The organism is Enterobacter sp. SGAir0187, from assembly GCF_002952735.2.
In the GTDB taxonomy this organism is placed as follows: domain Bacteria; phylum Pseudomonadota; class Gammaproteobacteria; order Enterobacterales; family Enterobacteriaceae; genus Enterobacter; species Enterobacter quasiroggenkampii.
Window position 1 is genome coordinate 771043 of record NZ_CP025034.2, and the last position, 16883, is coordinate 787925.

Genomic DNA, 16883 nt, shown 5'->3' on the forward strand with positions numbered 1-16883 from the left:
CGCTCAGCTCTTTTCATCGCATTTTCAGTTATACGTTTAACGTATAAGCGTTTTACCACCGGGCCCGCTACCGTCGCAAGGCGTACTGATAAAAAATAGCCGCACACGACGAATGAGGAACAACTTATGAACACAACAACGACTCCCCATGCAGTAAGCCGCTGGGTGATTTTTATGCTGGCTCTGGGGGCGGGCTTCAGCGTGGCATCAATCTATTACGCGCAGCCCCTCCTGCCGCTGATGGGTGCAGACCTGCATCTGAGCATTGAAGGTATGGGCCTGGTGCCAACATTAACGCAGGCAGGCTACGCGCTCGGCATTCTGTTCCTGCTTCCTCTGGGCGATCGCCACGACCGCAGGACATTAATTCTGATCAAAAGCGCGGCGCTGGCGCTGTTTCTTCTCGGCTGTAGCCTGACCGGGCAGATCCATTCTCTTCTGCTGGCAAGCTTGCTCATCGGCATGGCCGCCACCATGGCGCAGGATATCGTCCCCGCCGCGGCCATTCTCGCACCGGAAGGTAAACAGGGGAAAACCGTGGGCACGGTAATGACCGGCCTGCTGATGGGTATCTTATTATCCAGAACCGTAAGCGGTGTGGTGGGCGAAGCGTTTGGCTGGCGCGTCATGTACCAACTGGCGGCGGCGAGCATTGCGTTCATTGGGGTGATGATGTGGTTTGTACTTCCCCGTTTTGCCATTCACTCCACGCTGAGCTACCCCGCGCTGATGCGCTCGATGGAACACCTGTGGCGTCGCTATCCGGCGCTGCGCCGCGCGGCGCTGGCTCAGGGTTTCCTGTCGATTGCCTTTAGCGCCTTCTGGTCAACGCTTGCGGTCATGCTGCTGGAACGCTACCACCTGGGTAGTGCCGTCGCAGGTGGTTTTGGTATTGCCGGTGCCGCGGGTGCGTTAGCTGCCCCACTGGCGGGGGGGCTGGCGGACAAACTGGGGGCAGGAAAAGTCACGCAGCTTGGTGCCGTTCTTGTGACCGTCTCTTTCGCCCTGATGTTCCTGATGCCCGCCTTGGGCGTTCATGGACAGCTGATGCTGATCGCCATCTCTGCCGTCGGGTTCGACCTGGGCTTGCAGTCCAGCCTGGTCGCCCACCAGAACCTGGTGTACAGCCTTGAACCGCAGGCGCGTGGTCGTCTCAACGCCCTGCTCTTTACGGTGGTCTTTATCGGGATGGCGCTGGGGTCCGCGTTAGGCAGCAATATCTACTCGCTGGCTGGCTGGACGGGCGTAGTCGCACTGGCCACCGTCTGTGGCGTCATTGCGCTGGCCATCCGTCTGATAGAAAGCGCACGTGTCGCCTCCGTACCGGCGGAAGCCGCATAAAAAAAATGCCCAATCCAGACGGATTGGGCAGTAAAACATGCCCAGTTTCAAGACATGTTCCAAGAGGTCAAGATGTTATTTGTTCAGCTGGAACAGAGACATGCCCTGCATATCGCTAAACGCTTTATAAGACGCCTGCAAGGCCGCCTGCTGCATGGTGTAAGAGGAAATCGCTGCGTTCCAGTCAACGTCCACAAGGTCACTCATTTGCGAAGTCTGTGCGAGTGACCGGTCGTTACTGAGCGTGTTCAGTTTATCCAGCTCGTTAAGTTTGGTACCCAAATCGGCCCGTACAGTTAATACATTATCAAGCGAGTTACGCAACCCCCGGTTCGCAGCATCAATAGCTGCATTTTCCTGATCGACCTTCGCTTGATCGTCACCGACCGGTGTGTTCAACGAGGTGATAGCATTATCCAGTATCTTGAATAAATTCTTTTCAGGTGTTCCACCACCCGGCTCCGGTGTTGCATTGCTGGTAAACGTGGCGAAAACCTCTGTGCCAGTGTGGCTGATTTGCATATTTCGTGCAGAATCCACCTGTTGGTTAACCGGGGTAGTACCACCGATATAATTGCCGCTGGTTTGGTCAAAAGCGACATTCTCCGTCTTATACCCTGCGAAGATATATCTTCCATTACCGTCAGTGCTGTTGGCGAGGTTCATAAGCTGATCGCGTATGCCTTGCAGGTCTGTCGCCAGAGATGCCCGATCGCTGTCACTTAATGTCCCGTTCCTCGCATAAACGACTTTTTCCTGAGCGCTCTGAATGGCCGTTGTAACCTGTGAAAGGACACTCTCCTCAAGCGATACTTTCTGCGTTGCAAAGGTACGCGCAAGATCAAATTGGCTATTCTGCGCCTGAGCCTGTGATAGAACAATCGCCTGCGACGCCGCGATAGGATCGTCCGACGGACGATTGACACGCTTACCGGTGGACATTTGTTCCCCGTAATTTAACCATTTGCTTTGGGAATCGGTGATCCCCCGCATGTTCTGGTCGTACATCATTTGGGTGCTAATACGCATTGTTCACCTCAACCTTAGCGAATATTGATAATTGCGTCGAAGAGCGTACTAGCAGTTTGTAACACCTGCGCGTTGGCAAGGTAATACTGCTGATAACGCTGCAAATTGCCATACTCTTCGTCGAGGTTTACCCCTGAGATGGACTGCTGTTGTTTGGTTAACTGTGTTTCCACATTCGCTTTCGTCTGGCTGCTCACCTTCAGTGACGCCGTTGAGCTACCGACGGTACTGACGAGAGAGGCATAGGCATCGTTGAAGGTTTTGTTGCCCCCCACGACTTTCGCGTTTTGCAGATCGAGCAGTTTCTGGCCGTTACGGTTATCACTTTCGCCGCCGTTCTGCACCGACGCCATCGCCAGTTTGGACTCATCGCTGATCGCCAGATCCATGTTCATGATGACGTCGGAAACCGGCTTCACGGTAAAGCTGTCTTTGGTATTTGCCGTGCCGCTCACGTTGACGTTAAGACCATCAAACGACAGATTGCCGCTGGCATCCGGGCTCATCGTAAAGCTGGTTTTGTCTGATGTACGGGTGATCGTCCAGTCAGTGCCGTTGAACTGCAGCTTATAGTCTGTCGCCTGGACCTGTTTGCTATCTGTCACAGAGGCCGTAACAACCGCCGATCCGCCGTTCTTGCTGTTGGACAGCACCGCCGGAGAACCAAAGTTGAACAGCTTACCGCCCGCATCACCGTTAGCGTCAAAACCGGCTTCATGCTGCGTGTTCATCGAATCGGCAAAGGCCAGCGCCATCTGGTTCAGGGTATTGCGGGCCTTATCCAGGTCTTCAGCGCGGAAGGTCATTAAACCGCCCAAAGAACCGGTGGTGATCATCTTTTCCGGGATCTCGACATTCCCCGCCACGTCGTCAACATAGGCAATAGTGGTACGGGAAGGATCAGCGCTGGACTTCACGGCCGCAAGCTGGTTCGCTTTGCTGCCCTGTACCAGGCTGTAGCCATTGCCGAAAGAGATGTTATACGTACCGCTATCCTGCACGCTGACTTCCACGCCCACGATTTTATTGAGCTCAGTCACGAGCTGGTCGCGCTGGTCAAGCAGATCGTTAGGGGACGCGCCCGCGCCCACACCGGTCAGACGAGAAATCTGATCGTTCAGATTGGCAATCTGAGCCGCGTAGTTGTTGATCTGAGAAACGCTGCTTGAGATGGCGGTATTAACCTGCGCATCCTGGTCGCGGAGATACTGATCGTTGGTTTTGAACTGATTGACCAGACCGCCCGCTTTTCCCAGCACCGTCTGACGCGCGGCCGGGTCTTCCGCGTTGCTCACCAGCGTTTGCAGGCTCTTAAAGAAATCCTGCAGGGTAGTGGAAAGCGAGTTGGTAGTATCGGAGAGCACATCGTCAATTTTTGACATCTGCTGGTAGCGCGTCGTCAGGCCGCTGCTCTGCGTCTGCGCGGCGCGCAGCTGGTTGGTGATGAAGGCGTCATACTCACGCTGGACACCGGAGACATACACCCCGTTACCCACCCAGCCACCGCCGGTCAGCGTGCTGTTAGATGCGCCCAGCACCGTGGTCTGGCGGGTATAGCCTGCCACGTTATAGCTTGAAATATTATTACTGACGGTATTGAGTGCCGACTGCGCAGCACTGAGGCCACTCATGGCGCTGTTAATCAAACTGGACATGGGGGTTCCTTTTATACGTTCAGACACGAGTCCTGATGAAGGTTATCGGCAACCTCCACCGGGACTTGAGAACTTTCAGAACAGATTTTCAATATCTGTGCTATAGGCTTTGCTGACCTTCTCGCCCATGGATTTCAGCTGCTGGATCATGCTGGTGAGCTTACGTGCGTAGTTCGGGTCGGTCGCGTAGCCCGCGTTTTGCAAGGCCTGAGCCCCCTGCTCCGCCGTTGCCGCCTGCGTCACGGCGGTATAGCGCGGATTTCGGCTCAGCAGCCCCACGTAATCGGACAAGGCTTCAAGATACGAGCTGTAGACGCGGAATTTGGCTTTGACCTTCACCGCCGCACCGTTCTCGTACTCGGTGGTGGTGATCTCCGTCGTCGGCCCTTTCCAGCTGGAAGTCGCTTTCACGCCGAAGATGTTGAAGCTCGGCTCGCCGTTTTCCTTGCGGATCTGGCGCTGCCCCCAGCCCGACTCCAGCGCGGCCTGAGCCAGAATCAGGTGATGCGGCACGCCGCTCTGTTCGCTGGCAAGGCGCGCAGGCAGAGAAAGCTGCGCCAGGAAGTCTTTGCTGTCACCGGAGAGCGGCTCATCGCCGCTGCCCGTGGCTTTCGGCATGGCTTTACGCACCATTTGCGTCAGGGCCTGGTTCTGATAGCTGGTCACCGTTTCGAGGTCGAACTTCATCGGTACCTGCTGCGGCTGTTCCTGAGGCTGAATGCCCTGCGCGGCTTCGGTCTGCTTGACAATCATGTCAGCCAGACCGAGGCCTTTCCCGGCTGTCATCTGCTGCGCAATCTGCTGGTCATACATGCTGGTGTAGAGACGCGTTGAATCACTGCTGAACATCCCGTCCTTCGGCAGGGTTTCACGCATGCTTTTCAGCATCATCTGGACAAACATCCCTTCCACCTGGCGGGCAACCGGGCGGATATTCGCCGCCGGGTCTTTGCCTGCTTTGGTTTTCAGTTCGTTGAGCGACTGGGCGTCCCAGGCTGCACTGGTCAACAGTTTGCTATCGGTCAGCATCAGATGATTTCCAGTTTGGCGCGCAGGCAGCCCGCGCTTTGCATCGATTGCAGGATGGACATCAGATCCATCGGCGTTGCCCCCAGGGCGTTCAGGGCACGCACCACGCTGTTCAGGTTGGCGCTTGAGCGCACGCTTTGCAGGGACCCGCCGCTCTGGCGCAGATCAATCTGCGTTTGCGGCGTCACCACCGTCTGCCCCCCACCAAATGGCGTATCAGGCTGGCTGACGTTTGCCGATCGGTTTACCGTCACGGAGAGGTTCCCCTGCGCCACGGCGCAGCTGTCGAGCGACACTTCCCGGTTCATCACCACCGAGCCGGTACGGGAGTTAATGATCACCTTCGCATCCTGGACCGGAACGTTCACTTCCATATTCTGGATATCGGCCAGCATGCGCACCTGGTTGCTGCTGCCGGTGGAGGTACGGATCTGCACGGTACGCGCATCAAGCGCCGTTGCATTACCGTAGCCGCGGCTGCGGTTGATGGTATCGGCAATCTGCTGTGCCATCGTGAAGTCTTCATTATTCAGTTGCAGGTTAATGGTGTTGCCCGCGCCAAACTGGGTCGGCAGTTCACGCTCAATAATCGCTCCGTTGGTAATCCGTCCGCCGTTGAGCTGGTTCACCTGCACGCTGCTTCCGCCTGCGGATGCACCCGCACCGCCGACCAGAATGTTCCCCTGCGCCAGCGCATAAACCTGGCTATCGACGCCTTTCAGCGGGGTCATCAACAGCGTACCGCCGCGCAGGCTTTTGGCGTTACCCATGGAGGAGACCACCACGTCAATGGTCTGTCCCTGACGCGCAAACGCCGGGTAGGACGCGGTGACCATTACCGCCGCCACGTTTTTCAGCTGCATGTTGGTTCCCGCCGGCACGGTAATGCCGAGCTGAGAAAGCATGTTGTTTAAGCTTTGGGTGGTAAAGGGCGTCTGGGTCGTCTGGTCACCGGTACCGTCCAGCCCCACCACCAGGCCGTAGCCAATCAGCGAGTTTTCACGCACGCCCTGAACGCTGGTGAGATCGCGAATACGGTCAGCCTGGGCAAACGTAGCCACCAGCGCGAGCGCCACGGCGAAGATCGATTTAAACATGGGTCACCTCGCTTACATCGGCGATAAATTAAGGAAGAAGCGCTGCAGCCAACCCATATTTTGCGCTTCATTAATGTAGCCGTTACCGACGTACTCAATGCGCGCATCCGCCACCTGGGTGGACGGAACGGTGTTGGTGCCGCTGATGGTGCGAGGGTTAACCACGCCCGAGAAGCGAATGAATTCAGTGCCCTGGTTGATGGCGATCTGTTTTTCACCCACCACGTGTAGGTTGCCGTTAACCAGTACCTGGTCAACCGTGACCGTCAGCGTACCGCTGAAGGTGTTGCTGGCATTCGCGCCACCTTTACCGTTAAAGGTGTTGCCGCCAGAGGCATCGACATCAGCACGCGCGTTGCCGAACAGTCCCTGCAGGTAGCGCGGGACGGTATCGAAGCCAAAATTCGTTTTGCCATCACGGCTGGCGTTCGCCGACGAGCTCTTGCTCGCGCTGACGTTTTCCTGCAGCACAATGGTCAATGTATCGCCGACGTTACGCGGGCGGCGATCTTCAAACAGCGGCTGATAGCCGTAATTAATCGGCTGCGCAGTCTGGAAAATGGAGCCGTTGACCACTGGCGCAGGGCCAGGAACGGGTTGGGCAGTCGTCGCACCCTGGACCAAAGGTTTAGACGGGATCCAGGCACACCCGCTGAGGGTGACGGCCAGAACAGTCAATATCGGATAACGAAACGCCGCGTTTTTTTGCATTGCCTTCATCTTCGAAAACAGGGAGCCGGCGCGGCGTTTACCGCACCGGGCTACACCTTAGAGTTGCGTCAGTTTCTGCAGCATCTGGTCGGTCGTCGACACTGCTTTACTGTTAATTTCATACGCGCGCTGGACCTGGATCATATTCACCAGCTCTTCTGCCACGTTCACGTTGGAGGTTTCAACATAGCCCTGATACAGCAGGCCCGCGCCGTTCAGGCCTGGGGTGCTCTCATTTGGCGTACCGGAGGATTGCGTCTCGGTGTAGAGGTTCTCACCAATGCTTTCCAGACCGGTATCGTTCATGAAGGTGGTCAGGTTGAGCTGCCCAACCTGAACCGGCGCGGCCTGCCCCTGCTGGGTTACGCTGACCACACCGTCACGTCCGATGGTGATGCTCAGGGCGTTCGCCGGGATGGTAATCGCAGGCTGGACCTGGAAACCGCCCGCCGTCACCAGCTGGCCGTTCTGATCGACCTGGAACGAGCCGTCGCGGGTGTAGGCAGAGGTACCGTCAGGCAGTTGCACCTGGAAGAAGCCCTGGCCTTTGATCGCCACGTCTTTGCTGTTGTTGGTCTGAGACAGGTTGCCCTGACTGTGCAGACGCTCGGTGGCCACCGGACGAACACCGGTACCGATCTGCAGACCCGATGGCAGCGTCGTCTGTTCAGAAGACTGCGCCCCCGGCTGGCGGATGGTTTGATAAAGCAAATCTTCGAAAACGGCGCGCTGACGCTTGAAACCATTGGTGCTTACGTTTGCCAGGTTGTTGGCAATCACATCCATATTGGTTTGCTGGGCGTCCAGGCCAGTTTTCGCGATCCATAAAGAACTGATCATAAGGAATCCTGTTAGCTCATAGCCAGAAGTTGGTTAGCCTTGCCCGCGTTTTCGTCCACGCTGCTGATGATTTTCATCTGCATTTCAAAACGACGGGCGCTGGCGATCATGTCGGTCATGGCTTCGACCGGCTTGACGTTACTGCCTTCCAGAACGCCGGACATCACGCGGATGCTCGGATCGGCCTGTAAGGTGGCGCCCCGCGTCGCCTGCGCCGCCTGGGTCAGACGGAACATGCCGTCGTCGCCACGCTGCACCTCTTTGCCTTCCGCTTTCACCAGCTTCAGACGTCCGACGGGCGCAACGGTATTGGCCGGGTCGCCCGGGTTGAGCGCCGAAATGGTGCCGTCCGCGGCGATAGTCAGCTCAGCGCCTTCCGGTACGGTCAGCGGACCCGCTTCCCCCATCACCGGATGCCCCTGAATCGTCAGCTGGCCCGTCGCGCTCACCTGGATGTTCCCGTTACGGGTATAGCCTTCGCTGCCGTCCGCCGTTTGCACCGCCAGCCAGCCGTCCTGCTGCAGAGCAACGTCCAGCGGGCGTGACGTGTAATCCATCTGCCCTGGCGTCATATCGGCGCCAGGGGTCGATGCGGTCACCAGCGTTCGGGTCGGCAGGGAAAGCCCTTCTACCGGCACCGCGCGCAGCGCGTTCAGCTGCGCGCGAAAGCCCGGCGTCGAGGCGTTTGCCAGGTTGCTGGCGGTAACGGCCTGCTGGTTGAGCGTCTGACTTGCCGCGCCCATCGCGGTATATATTGCGTGATCCATTGCGCTTTCCTGTTAGCCGCTTAACGCAGGTTAACCAGCGTATTGAGGATCTGGTCCTGAGTTTTGATGGTCTGCGCGTTCGACTGATAGTTACGCTGCGCGACAATCATGTTCACCAGTTCTTTACTCAGATCCACGTTAGAGGCTTCCAGCGCACCGTTGGTCAGCGTGCCGAAGTTACCGCTTCCCGCCGTCCCCAGCAGCGCCACGCCGGAGGACTGGGTAGCCGACCAGACGTTATCGCCTTCCGATTTCAGGCCTTCGTTGTTGGCAAAGTTTGCCAGCACGATCTGCCCCAGTACCTGAGTCTGCTCGTTGGAGTAGTTCCCGACCACGGTGCCGTCATCGTTGATCTGATAGCTCACCAGGTCGCCCGGCTTGAAGCCGTTCTGGCTGGTCGCCACGATATTGTTCGCACCGGTGTTCTGCTGCATGGAGTTCGCAAAACTCATCGCGAAGGTTGCTGGCGTCGCGCCCGGAATAGTTCCGGTTGTGATGTTGATATTTCCACCGCCGGTCAACGTACCGTTATTATCGAAGGTCAGGGTCGTGGCCAATGCCGCCGTGCTGCCAGCCACACTGCCGTCCTGGGCATAGACTTTCCAGGAGTTGGCCGGCGTCGCATCTTTGACGTAAAACAGGTTCATGTTGTGCGCATTACCCTGGCTGTCAAAGACGGTTACCGTACCTTTTTTGTTGTAGGTGTCCGGGTTAGTCGGATCAAAGGCGGTGGTCGGTGCGGTATCGGTGGAATTCAGGTTAATTTGCTGGGAAGCCGTAGTGGTGGACTTCGCGGCCATCAACGTGGTCGGGATATTAATAGCCTGTGGGTTCGCACCGGTCTGAACCGTAGATGGCGTTCCGGCAACCGGATAACCGGTTAACTGCATCCCCTGCATGTTTACCAGATTACGGTTTTCGTCCAGCTTGAACTGGCCGTTACGGCTGTAGAACACCGAGCCGTTTGCATCGACCATACGGAAAAAACCGTTCTGGCTGATGGCAACGTCCAGGCCACGACCGGTGTTGGTGGTGGTGCCGTCGGTAAAGTCCTGAGTGATGCCCGCAACTTTCACGCCCAGGCCGACTTTGGAACCGGCAAACATGTCTGCAAAGGAAGCAGAACCGGATTTAAAACCATAGGTCGCGGAGTTGGCGATGTTGTTGCCAATGACGTCCAGGTTGGTGGCCGCAGCATTCAGGCCGCTGACCGCTTGAGAAAAGGCCATGACTTACTCCTGATAAGTGTTAAGGCTTAGATAATCTGCCGAACTTCGTCGAGTGTGGTGGAACCCGAGGTTCCCAAATCCAGTTTGTTGCCGTCGCTTCCTTTAATCACGCCCTGGACCAGCGCGAACTGCAGCGGCTGCGCCACCAGTTGGGTCGTCCCGTTGCTGGCGCTGATCGCCACTTTGTAGGACCCGTTTGGTGCTTTGGTGCCGTCAGTCAGGCTGCCGTCCCAGGTAAAGGTGTGAACGCCCGCTTTCAGCTCGCCGATGTCGATGGTGCGAACCACGGCGCCGGTTGAGTCGGTGATCGTCGCGGTCACTTTGTCAGCCGCCTGCTGCAATTCAACGCCGAACGGCGTAGTGGTGGTGGTCGATGTACCGTCGGTGGTGCTGGTGCCCGCAAGGATCGTGGTCCCCGGGATCATCACGCCGTGACCAATCAGACTTGCCGCCTGCAGGGACTGAGCACTGTTAATCTGACCGGAGACGGAACCGAGGGTGGTGTTCAGTTTCTCAATGCCGCTCACGGTACTGATCTGCGCAAGCTGCGTGGTCAGTTCGTTGTTCTGCATTGGGTTGGTGGGATCCTGGTTCTTAAGCTGCGCCACCAGCAGCGTCAGAAAGCTGCCCTGAAGGTCGGCGGCGTTACTCCCCGTCAGGGAGTTAGAACCTGTCGTACTCTTTGTGTTGTTAACACCCGAGTTCGTAGGATCATTCACATTTACGGCGATGGACATGCATGTCTCCTTTACTGGCCGAGAGTGAGTGTTTTGAGCATCATGCTCTTCACGGTATTAAGCACTTCGACGTTCGCCTGGTAGCTACGGGACGCCGACATGGAGTTCACCATCTCGCCTACCACATCCACGTTTGGCATCTTCACGTATCCGCTGGCATCCGCGAGCGGGTTACCTGGCTCATACACCAGCTTGTCCGGCGCCTGGCTCTCAACCACGTCAGACACCTTCACGCCGCCCGTTGCCGCGCCTGGCGCAGCGTCGACCTGAAACACAACCTGTTTGGCACGATAAGGCTGTCCGTCGGGTCCGGTGACGCTGTCGGCGTTCGCGAGGTTACTGGCGGCCACGTTCAGGCGCTTGGACTGGGCGGTTAACGCCGAACCGGCGATATCAAAAATATTCAGCAAGGCCATCTATCAGTTCCCCCCCTGCAGGACGTTCATCATGCCTTTGATTTGTCCGCCGAGTACGGTCAGGCCCGTCTGGTATTTCAGGCTGTTGTCGGCAAACTGGGTACGCTCCCGGTCCATATCCACGGTGTTACCGTCGAGTGAGGGCTGATCGGGAATGCGATAAAGTAAATCGGTCGCTGGCGCGGTCATCGCCTGAGCAGGAATATGGCGAGAGGATGTCATGGCAAGTGCAACACCCGTTCCTTCGGCACGTCCACGCTCCATCACCTTTTTGAGTTCACTGGAAAAATCAATATCGCGCGCCTGATACCCCGGGGTATCGGCGTTAGCGATATTGGCGGCTAAAATCTCCTGCCGCTGGGCGCGTAAGTTGAGCGCTTCCTGCTGAAAACGTAACGCGGCGTCGAGTTTATCGAGCATGTCTCCTCCGCTGATGGCAAAATTTCAGTTCACAGCTTAAATCTCACCCGGTCTCCCCTATCGACGGAATAAGCGCAAAATGCGTCGCTATTTATTCCGTTGATGCAAAACCACTGCAGGTAAAATTCGTTCAACTCTGGAAACGGTGGAACTTGCGATGCAAACGTTAAAACGTGGTCTGATGGCGGCTCTCTTGCTGTTAAGCCCTCTGGCGCAGGCTGAAGGATTACAGGATCGGCTAACGGCTTTTTTTGCTGAAAAACTGGCAGGCTTTAGCGATGACGTGGCCGTTACCGTGCGCACGCCACCGAATCTGTACCCAACGTGCGACCAGCCGTCCTTCAGCGTGGTGGGGTTCACAAAGCTTTGGGGGAATGTGAACGTGCTGGCACGCTGCGCCAACGAAAAACGCTATTTACAGGTTGCCGTTCAGGCGACGGGTAATTATGTTGTCGCTGCTGTGCCCATTGCGCGCGGCAGCGTGCTGCAGACAAACAGCGTGACGCTGAAGCGCGGCCGTCTGGATCAGCTGCCGCCACGCACCATGCTGGATATTAACCAGGCACAGGACGCCGTCAGCCTGCGCGACGTCGCGCCAGGCCAGCCGATACAGATCTCCATGCTGCGTCAGGCATGGCGGGTAAAAGCAGGCCAGCAGGTGATGGTGGTGGCCAACGGAGATGGCTTTAGCATCAACAGTGAAGGGAAAGCGTTGAACAATGCCGCGGTGGCGCAAAACGCCCGCGTCAGAATGTCCTCAGGCCAGGTGGTGAGCGGAACCGTCGATGCTGATGGGAATATTCTGATTAACCTATAATCTTTTTAAAGATTTCGCGGCGCGTGCCGATAAATATTCCACTAATGATGATGTCAGGCGCAAACGCCGCGAACCCTCGATGAGGACAACACTATGAGCATTGATCGTACATCAGCCCTGAAGCCGGTAAGCGCTGTACAACCTCGCGAAACGAATGACGCTACGGCGCAGAAAACGCGTCTGGAAAAACCGTCAACGTCCAACAGCACCAGCGTGACCCTGAGCGACGCCCAGGCGAAACTGATGCAGCCGGGCAGCAACGATATCAATATGGAACGTGTTGAAGCGCTGAAAACCGCTATTCGTAACGGTGAGCTGAAAATGGACACCAGCAAGATCGCTGACGCCCTGATTCAGGAAGCACAGAGTTTCTTACAGAGTAACTAACCGTATGAGTCGACTGTCAGAAATACTGGATCAAATGACGGTTGTCCTGAACGACCTGAAAACGGTAATGGACGCTGAACAGCAGCATCTCTCTTCCGGTCACATCAACGGCAGCGCGCTGCAGCGTATTACTGAAGACAAAAGTTCGCTTCTGGCAACGCTGGATTATCTGGAGCAGCAGCGACGCGCTGAGCAGGATCCTAAGCGCAGCGCCAATGACGATATTATTGAGCGCTGGCAGACCATTACTGAAAAAACCCAGCACCTGCGTGATCTTAACCAGCATAACGGCTGGCTACTGGAAGGTCAGATTGAGCGTAATCAGCAGGCGCTTGAGGTGTTGAAACCGCATAAAGAAACCGGACTGTACGGTGCGGATGGTCAGACAGCGACTGCACGTATTGCGGGTGTGAAAAAGATTTCGATTTGACGCTTAAGCGACAAATTATGCAGTGGGGAGCACCCTAAGGTGAACTCCCCTTTTGGCGTTTATGCCGTCCGGCGGGCAAACTCTTTAACTTTGAAACCCAGCACCGCGAGCGTGGCAAAGTACGCCACCACCCCGACGCCAACTACGGCCATCAGCCGCATCAGGCGATAAGGCATGGTGCCCAGGGACCATTCCGGCATCACGTACATCATGCCAAGCAGCGCGGCAGACATCACCAGTACTGCAACGATCAGACGCGCCAGGAAACTCCCCCAGCCAGGCTGCGGCGTGAAAATATCCTGCTTGCGCAGTTGCCAGTACAGCAGCCCGGCATTCAGACAGGCCGCCAGACCAATCGATAATGACAGACCTGCATGCTTCAGCGGACCAATAAACGCCAGGTTCATCAGCTGCGTCATAATCAGCGTCACGATGGCAATTTTTACCGGCGTTTTGATGTCCTGACGCGAATAAAAGCCCGGCGCCAGCACTTTCACCACGATCAGCCCCATCAGTCCCACCGAGTAGGCAATCAGCGCGCGCTGGGTCATGGCGGCATCGAAGGCAGTGAATTTCCCGTACTGGAAGAGCGACACCGTCAGCGGTTTGGCCAGAATTCCCAGCGCCACCGCGCTTGGCAGGGCCAGCAGGAAGCAGAGACGCAGGCCCCAGTCCATCAGGCGGCAATACTCATCATGATTACCGCTGGCAAAGCTTTTCGACAGCGACGGCAGCAGGATGGTCCCCAGCGCCACGCCCAGCACCCCGGACGGGAACTCCATCAGGCGGTCGGCATAGTACATCCAGGAAACCGAGCCGGACACCAGGAACGAGGCAAAGATGGTGTTGATAATCAGCGAGATCTGGCTGACGGAGACGCCGAGAATGGCGGGCCCCATCTGCTTGATGACGCGCATCGCCCCGGCATCTTTTAGGTTGATGCGCGGCAGCACCAGCATGCCGATTTTTTTCAGATGCGGCAGCTGATACGCCAGCTGCAGCACGCCGCCCACGGTGACCGCCCAGGCCAGCGCCAGTACCGGCGGGTTGAAGTGCGGCGCGGCGAACAGGGCAAAGCCGATCATGCTGACGTTAAGGAACGTCGGCGCAAACGCCGGTACAGAGAAGCGGTTCCAGGTGTTGAGGATCGCCCCCACCAGCGAGGCCAGCGAGATCAGCAGAATATAAGGGAAGGTGATGCGCAACAGCTGCGAGGTCAGGGCAAACTTGTCGGCCGTATCGGCAAAGCCGGGCGCGGTCACCATAATCACCCACGGCGCGGCCAGCATCCCGAGGACGGTCACCACCGCCAGCGCCAGCGTCAGCAGGCCGGAGACATAAGACACAAAGACGCGCGTTGCGTCCTCACCCTGCTTGCTTTTATATTCCGCCAGGATGGGGACGAATGCCTGAGAAAACGCCCCTTCCGCAAAAATACGACGCAGCAGGTTCGGTAATTTGAACGCGACGAAAAAGGCGTCCGTGGCCATCCCTGCACCGAATACCCTTGCCACAATGGCGTCGCGCGCAAAACCCAGCACGCGGGAAAACATGGTCATCGAGCTGACGGCCGCCAGCGATTTTAATAAGTTCATTAACGTGAATTTCCAGAACCATACGGATTTCCAGGACGGGCAAGCGTAAGCGCCACCCGGCAAAGCCTACAAGCGGCGCTTAGTCTACCCGGATTTCAACGAATTACTATCCGCAGATGTTACAGCGAGTTATTCACTCATGGCCTCGCGCCAGAGCCTTTCCACAACGCGCTGCGCCATGATGGCCTGCTCGCCGGACGTTTCAGGAACCGTCTGATTTTGCACGCAGGAGATGAAGTGACGGGCACAGCCGGCAAAACCGCGCTGTTCAAGCGTGCTCTGCCAGCCAGGGGCAGGTAGCGTCACCACGCCGCTACCCTTCTCCTCACGCCATTCACGCATGTCGGTAATGTCGTACAACGCGCCGTCGGTGACGGCCTGGACGCATTCTCGCTGGCTGCCCGCACGACGATGCATGCTGGTGGTTACCTGCAGATGGTCAATCGAGAAATGGTGTTCGGCGTAGACCATTTCACCCTGCTCGTTCGTCAGTAGCGTGCCACTTTGCAGCTGCGCATTGCCGCTGGCGAGCCACAGCGCCGTATCCACAACGTGCAGATAGTCATCCAGCAGCGTGAAGCGCAGATCGTTCGGCCCGATGCTGTCTGTGCGGTGTTTATCCATCCGCAGCGAGGAAAGCGTGCCCGACTGTGCCTTAAGCTTCTGGTAAAGCGGTGCGAAGCGGCGGTTGAAACCGACCATCAGCGTCAGTTTTTTACGCGCGGCCAGTTCAATCAGCCGCTCGGCATCCTGAACATTTTCAGCCAGCGGTTTGTCCACGCAGACGTGAACCCCCAAATTGAGCAGTTCGCTCACCACCTGATAATGGGTTGCCGTTGAGGTATGGACAAATACCGCATCGCACTCGCGGGCCAGATCCTGCAATGAGGCAGCATACGGCATGCGCCAGGTTTCGCAGATCCGCTCGGCCTTCTCGCGCGTGGGTGACCATGCCCCTTGCAGGGTCCAGTCCGTCGCCGCACCTAAAACAGGCAGCCAGGCTTTTTGTGCAATACCGCCCAGCCCCACCACGCCTACGCGTAATTTTTTCACCGTCAGTCTCCCAAATGTGCCAGCAAGGCATCCAGACGCTGTTTCAGCCCGGCAACCTCGTCTTCCAGCGCCGCCACGCGGGCAACCAAATCGTCATCTCCTGCATTGATATCGGTTGTGCTGGATTTCACTGAAATATCAACGTCACCGCTGAACAGATGCATATAGCGGCTTTCACGCTTGCCCGGCTCGCGCGCCAGACGCACCACGTATGGGCCGTCTTCACGCGCGGCCAGCCCTTCCAGGGTCTGCTCAACCTCCTGCATGTCGCTGAACTCATGCATGCGGGAAGCGCGCGTGCGCAGTTCCCCCGGTGTCTGCGCCCCGCGCAGCAACAGCGTGGTGATGACCGCCACTTCCGCACTGCTCAGCTTCAGGTCGCCAAATTCGGAGTTACAAAAGCGCTGTTCGTATTTTGTCACGCGGTTGCCGAATCCGCTGACGGTGCGCAGATAGTGGCGTTTGACCAGGGCGTCCAGCACCTCCTGAACATCATGTTCGCTGAGGTTCATCACCGGCTCGCGGTTGGTTTTCTGGTTGCAGGCCATGGTCACGGCGTTGACGGAGAGCGGATACTGCTCCGGCGTGGTGACCTGTTTTTCGAGTAAGCACCCAATCACGCGCGCTTCTTTACCGTTTAGCTGATACTTCATCTTTTCTCCTTAACGACCTGCAGTCCAGTCCCGGGTGGTTAATGCCGTCAGAACGTGGTCGCGCCACTCTCCGTCTATCAGCAGATAGTCTTTGGCGTAACCCTCTTTCTCGAACCCTAAACGCGCCAGCAGATTTCCGCTGCGTTGGTTATGCGGCATATAGTTCGCCATAATGCGATGGATGTGCTGCGTGCGTTGCATATAGCGGATCGCTACCGTCAGCGCCTCGTACATCAGCCCCTGCCCCTGCCATTTCTGACCGATGGAGTAGCCAAGGTAGCAGGCGTGAAACGATCCCCGCACCACGTTTGAAAAATTGGCGATCCCGATAATCTCTTTCTCTTCAGGATCCAGCAGCGCGAAGTAAAACGCGCTGCCCTGCTTGTGAAATTCCGTAATCATGCTGAGGCGCGCCTGCCAGCCGGAAGGGTAACAATGGCTCTCATCCCGAACGGGTTCCCAGGGTTTTAAAAACTGGCGATTCTCGGCGTAATAATCCGCCAGACGCCAGGCATCACGCTCATGCACCAGACGAACGACCAGCCTGTCCGTTGTCAGACGCACTTTTGGCACATTACTGCGATAGCCAAACATCGATACCACTCCTTCCCGTCACTTCAGCTTACCCATTAGCTTTACTATACCTGCGCCTGCGCCGTCTGTGAAAACAGTGACAT

At 57.0% G+C, this 16883-nt stretch carries 19 protein-coding genes; 4 read left to right on the forward strand and 15 right to left on the reverse strand.

Annotation, left to right across the window (positions count from 1 at the left end):
* Positions 1 to 126 precede the first annotated feature (126 nt).
* Positions 127 to 1341, forward strand: a complete 1215-nt coding sequence (locus tag CWR52_RS03730) for an MFS transporter (RefSeq protein WP_045910194.1) — start codon at positions 127 to 129, stop codon at positions 1339 to 1341.
* A 75-nt stretch (positions 1342 to 1416) separates the two neighbouring features.
* On the opposite strand, the gene flgL is transcribed toward CWR52_RS03730, so the two are convergent.
* The 11 genes from flgL to flgB form a co-directional block, all read right to left on the reverse strand.
* Positions 1417 to 2370 carry a flagellar hook-associated protein FlgL gene (gene flgL, locus CWR52_RS03735; protein WP_021240765.1) on the reverse strand — a complete coding sequence of 318 codons (954 nt, stop codon included), beginning with the start codon at positions 2368 to 2370 and terminating at the stop codon, positions 1417 to 1419.
* A gap of 14 nt (positions 2371 to 2384) precedes the next feature.
* A complete protein-coding gene (gene flgK, locus CWR52_RS03740; protein WP_104948872.1) occupies positions 2385 to 4025 on the reverse strand; it encodes a flagellar hook-associated protein FlgK in 1641 nt (546 codons plus the stop codon).
* Between the two features lie 75 nt (positions 4026 to 4100).
* On the reverse strand, positions 4101 to 5054 hold the full coding sequence (flgJ, locus tag CWR52_RS03745) for a flagellar assembly peptidoglycan hydrolase FlgJ (protein WP_023292791.1): 954 nt from the start codon (positions 5052 to 5054) through the stop codon (positions 4101 to 4103).
* Positions 5054 to 6151 (reverse strand): flagellar basal body P-ring protein FlgI, encoded by a 1098-nt coding sequence (locus tag CWR52_RS03750; protein WP_008500808.1) that lies wholly within the window; start codon positions 6149 to 6151, stop codon positions 5054 to 5056. The genes flgJ and CWR52_RS03750 overlap by 1 nt, the downstream gene beginning before the upstream one ends.
* Before the next feature lie 12 nt (positions 6152 to 6163).
* Positions 6164 to 6862: a flagellar basal body L-ring protein FlgH gene (gene flgH / locus CWR52_RS03755; protein ID WP_008500809.1), complete on the reverse strand. Its 699-nt coding sequence runs from the start codon at positions 6860 to 6862 to the stop codon at positions 6164 to 6166.
* A 57-nt stretch (positions 6863 to 6919) separates the two neighbouring features.
* Positions 6920 to 7702: a flagellar basal-body rod protein FlgG gene (gene flgG / locus CWR52_RS03760; RefSeq protein ID WP_008500810.1), complete on the reverse strand. Its 783-nt coding sequence runs from the start codon at positions 7700 to 7702 to the stop codon at positions 6920 to 6922.
* Between the two features lie 11 nt (positions 7703 to 7713).
* Positions 7714 to 8469, reverse strand: coding sequence for a flagellar basal body rod protein FlgF (locus CWR52_RS03765; RefSeq protein ID WP_104948873.1), 756 nt, complete (start codon positions 8467 to 8469; stop codon positions 7714 to 7716).
* 20 nt (positions 8470 to 8489) lie between these two features.
* On the reverse strand, positions 8490 to 9698 hold the full coding sequence (gene flgE / locus CWR52_RS03770; protein WP_104948874.1) for a flagellar hook protein FlgE: 1209 nt from the start codon (positions 9696 to 9698) through the stop codon (positions 8490 to 8492).
* 26 nt (positions 9699 to 9724) lie between these two features.
* Entirely contained in the window at positions 9725 to 10435 is a 711-nt protein-coding gene (gene flgD, locus CWR52_RS03775; RefSeq protein ID WP_104948875.1) for a flagellar hook assembly protein FlgD, read from the reverse strand.
* An 11-nt stretch (positions 10436 to 10446) separates the two neighbouring features.
* Positions 10447 to 10851: a flagellar basal body rod protein FlgC gene (gene flgC / locus CWR52_RS03780; RefSeq protein WP_014069769.1), complete on the reverse strand. Its 405-nt coding sequence runs from the start codon at positions 10849 to 10851 to the stop codon at positions 10447 to 10449.
* Positions 10852 to 10854: 3 nt separating this feature from the next.
* Positions 10855 to 11271 (reverse strand): flagellar basal body rod protein FlgB, encoded by a 417-nt coding sequence (gene flgB / locus CWR52_RS03785; protein ID WP_008500815.1) that lies wholly within the window; start codon positions 11269 to 11271, stop codon positions 10855 to 10857.
* Positions 11272 to 11428: 157 nt separating this feature from the next.
* On the opposite strand from flgB, the gene flgA reads away from it, so the two are divergent.
* The 3 genes from flgA (at position 11429) to flgN (ending at position 12905) form a co-directional block, all read left to right on the forward strand.
* A complete protein-coding gene (gene flgA, locus CWR52_RS03795) occupies positions 11429 to 12088 on the forward strand; it encodes a flagellar basal body P-ring formation chaperone FlgA (protein ID WP_104948876.1) in 660 nt (219 codons plus the stop codon).
* 93 nt (positions 12089 to 12181) lie between these two features.
* The gene (gene flgM, locus CWR52_RS03800; RefSeq protein WP_008500817.1) at positions 12182 to 12475 is read left to right on the forward strand and encodes a flagellar biosynthesis anti-sigma factor FlgM; all 294 of its coding nucleotides are present in this window, start codon (positions 12182 to 12184) and stop codon (positions 12473 to 12475) included.
* Positions 12476 to 12479: 4 nt separating this feature from the next.
* Positions 12480 to 12905 carry a flagella biosynthesis chaperone FlgN gene (flgN, locus tag CWR52_RS03805; protein WP_008500818.1) on the forward strand — a complete coding sequence of 142 codons (426 nt, stop codon included), beginning with the start codon at positions 12480 to 12482 and terminating at the stop codon, positions 12903 to 12905.
* Positions 12906 to 12964: 59 nt separating this feature from the next.
* On the opposite strand, the gene murJ is transcribed toward flgN, so the two are convergent.
* From murJ to rimJ, 4 genes are all read right to left on the reverse strand, one after another.
* Positions 12965 to 14500 (reverse strand): murein biosynthesis integral membrane protein MurJ, encoded by a 1536-nt coding sequence (gene murJ / locus CWR52_RS03810; protein ID WP_048975864.1) that lies wholly within the window; start codon positions 14498 to 14500, stop codon positions 12965 to 12967.
* 129 nt (positions 14501 to 14629) lie between these two features.
* The gene (locus tag CWR52_RS03815; RefSeq protein ID WP_104948877.1) at positions 14630 to 15553 is read right to left on the reverse strand and encodes a Gfo/Idh/MocA family protein; all 924 of its coding nucleotides are present in this window, start codon (positions 15551 to 15553) and stop codon (positions 14630 to 14632) included.
* A 2-nt stretch (positions 15554 to 15555) separates the two neighbouring features.
* A complete protein-coding gene (locus tag CWR52_RS03820) occupies positions 15556 to 16206 on the reverse strand; it encodes a YceH family protein (RefSeq protein ID WP_104948878.1) in 651 nt (216 codons plus the stop codon).
* Between the two features lie 9 nt (positions 16207 to 16215).
* Positions 16216 to 16800 carry a ribosomal protein S5-alanine N-acetyltransferase gene (gene rimJ, locus CWR52_RS03825; RefSeq protein ID WP_008500822.1) on the reverse strand — a complete coding sequence of 195 codons (585 nt, stop codon included), beginning with the start codon at positions 16798 to 16800 and terminating at the stop codon, positions 16216 to 16218.
* Between the last annotated feature and the right edge of the window lie 83 nt (positions 16801 to 16883).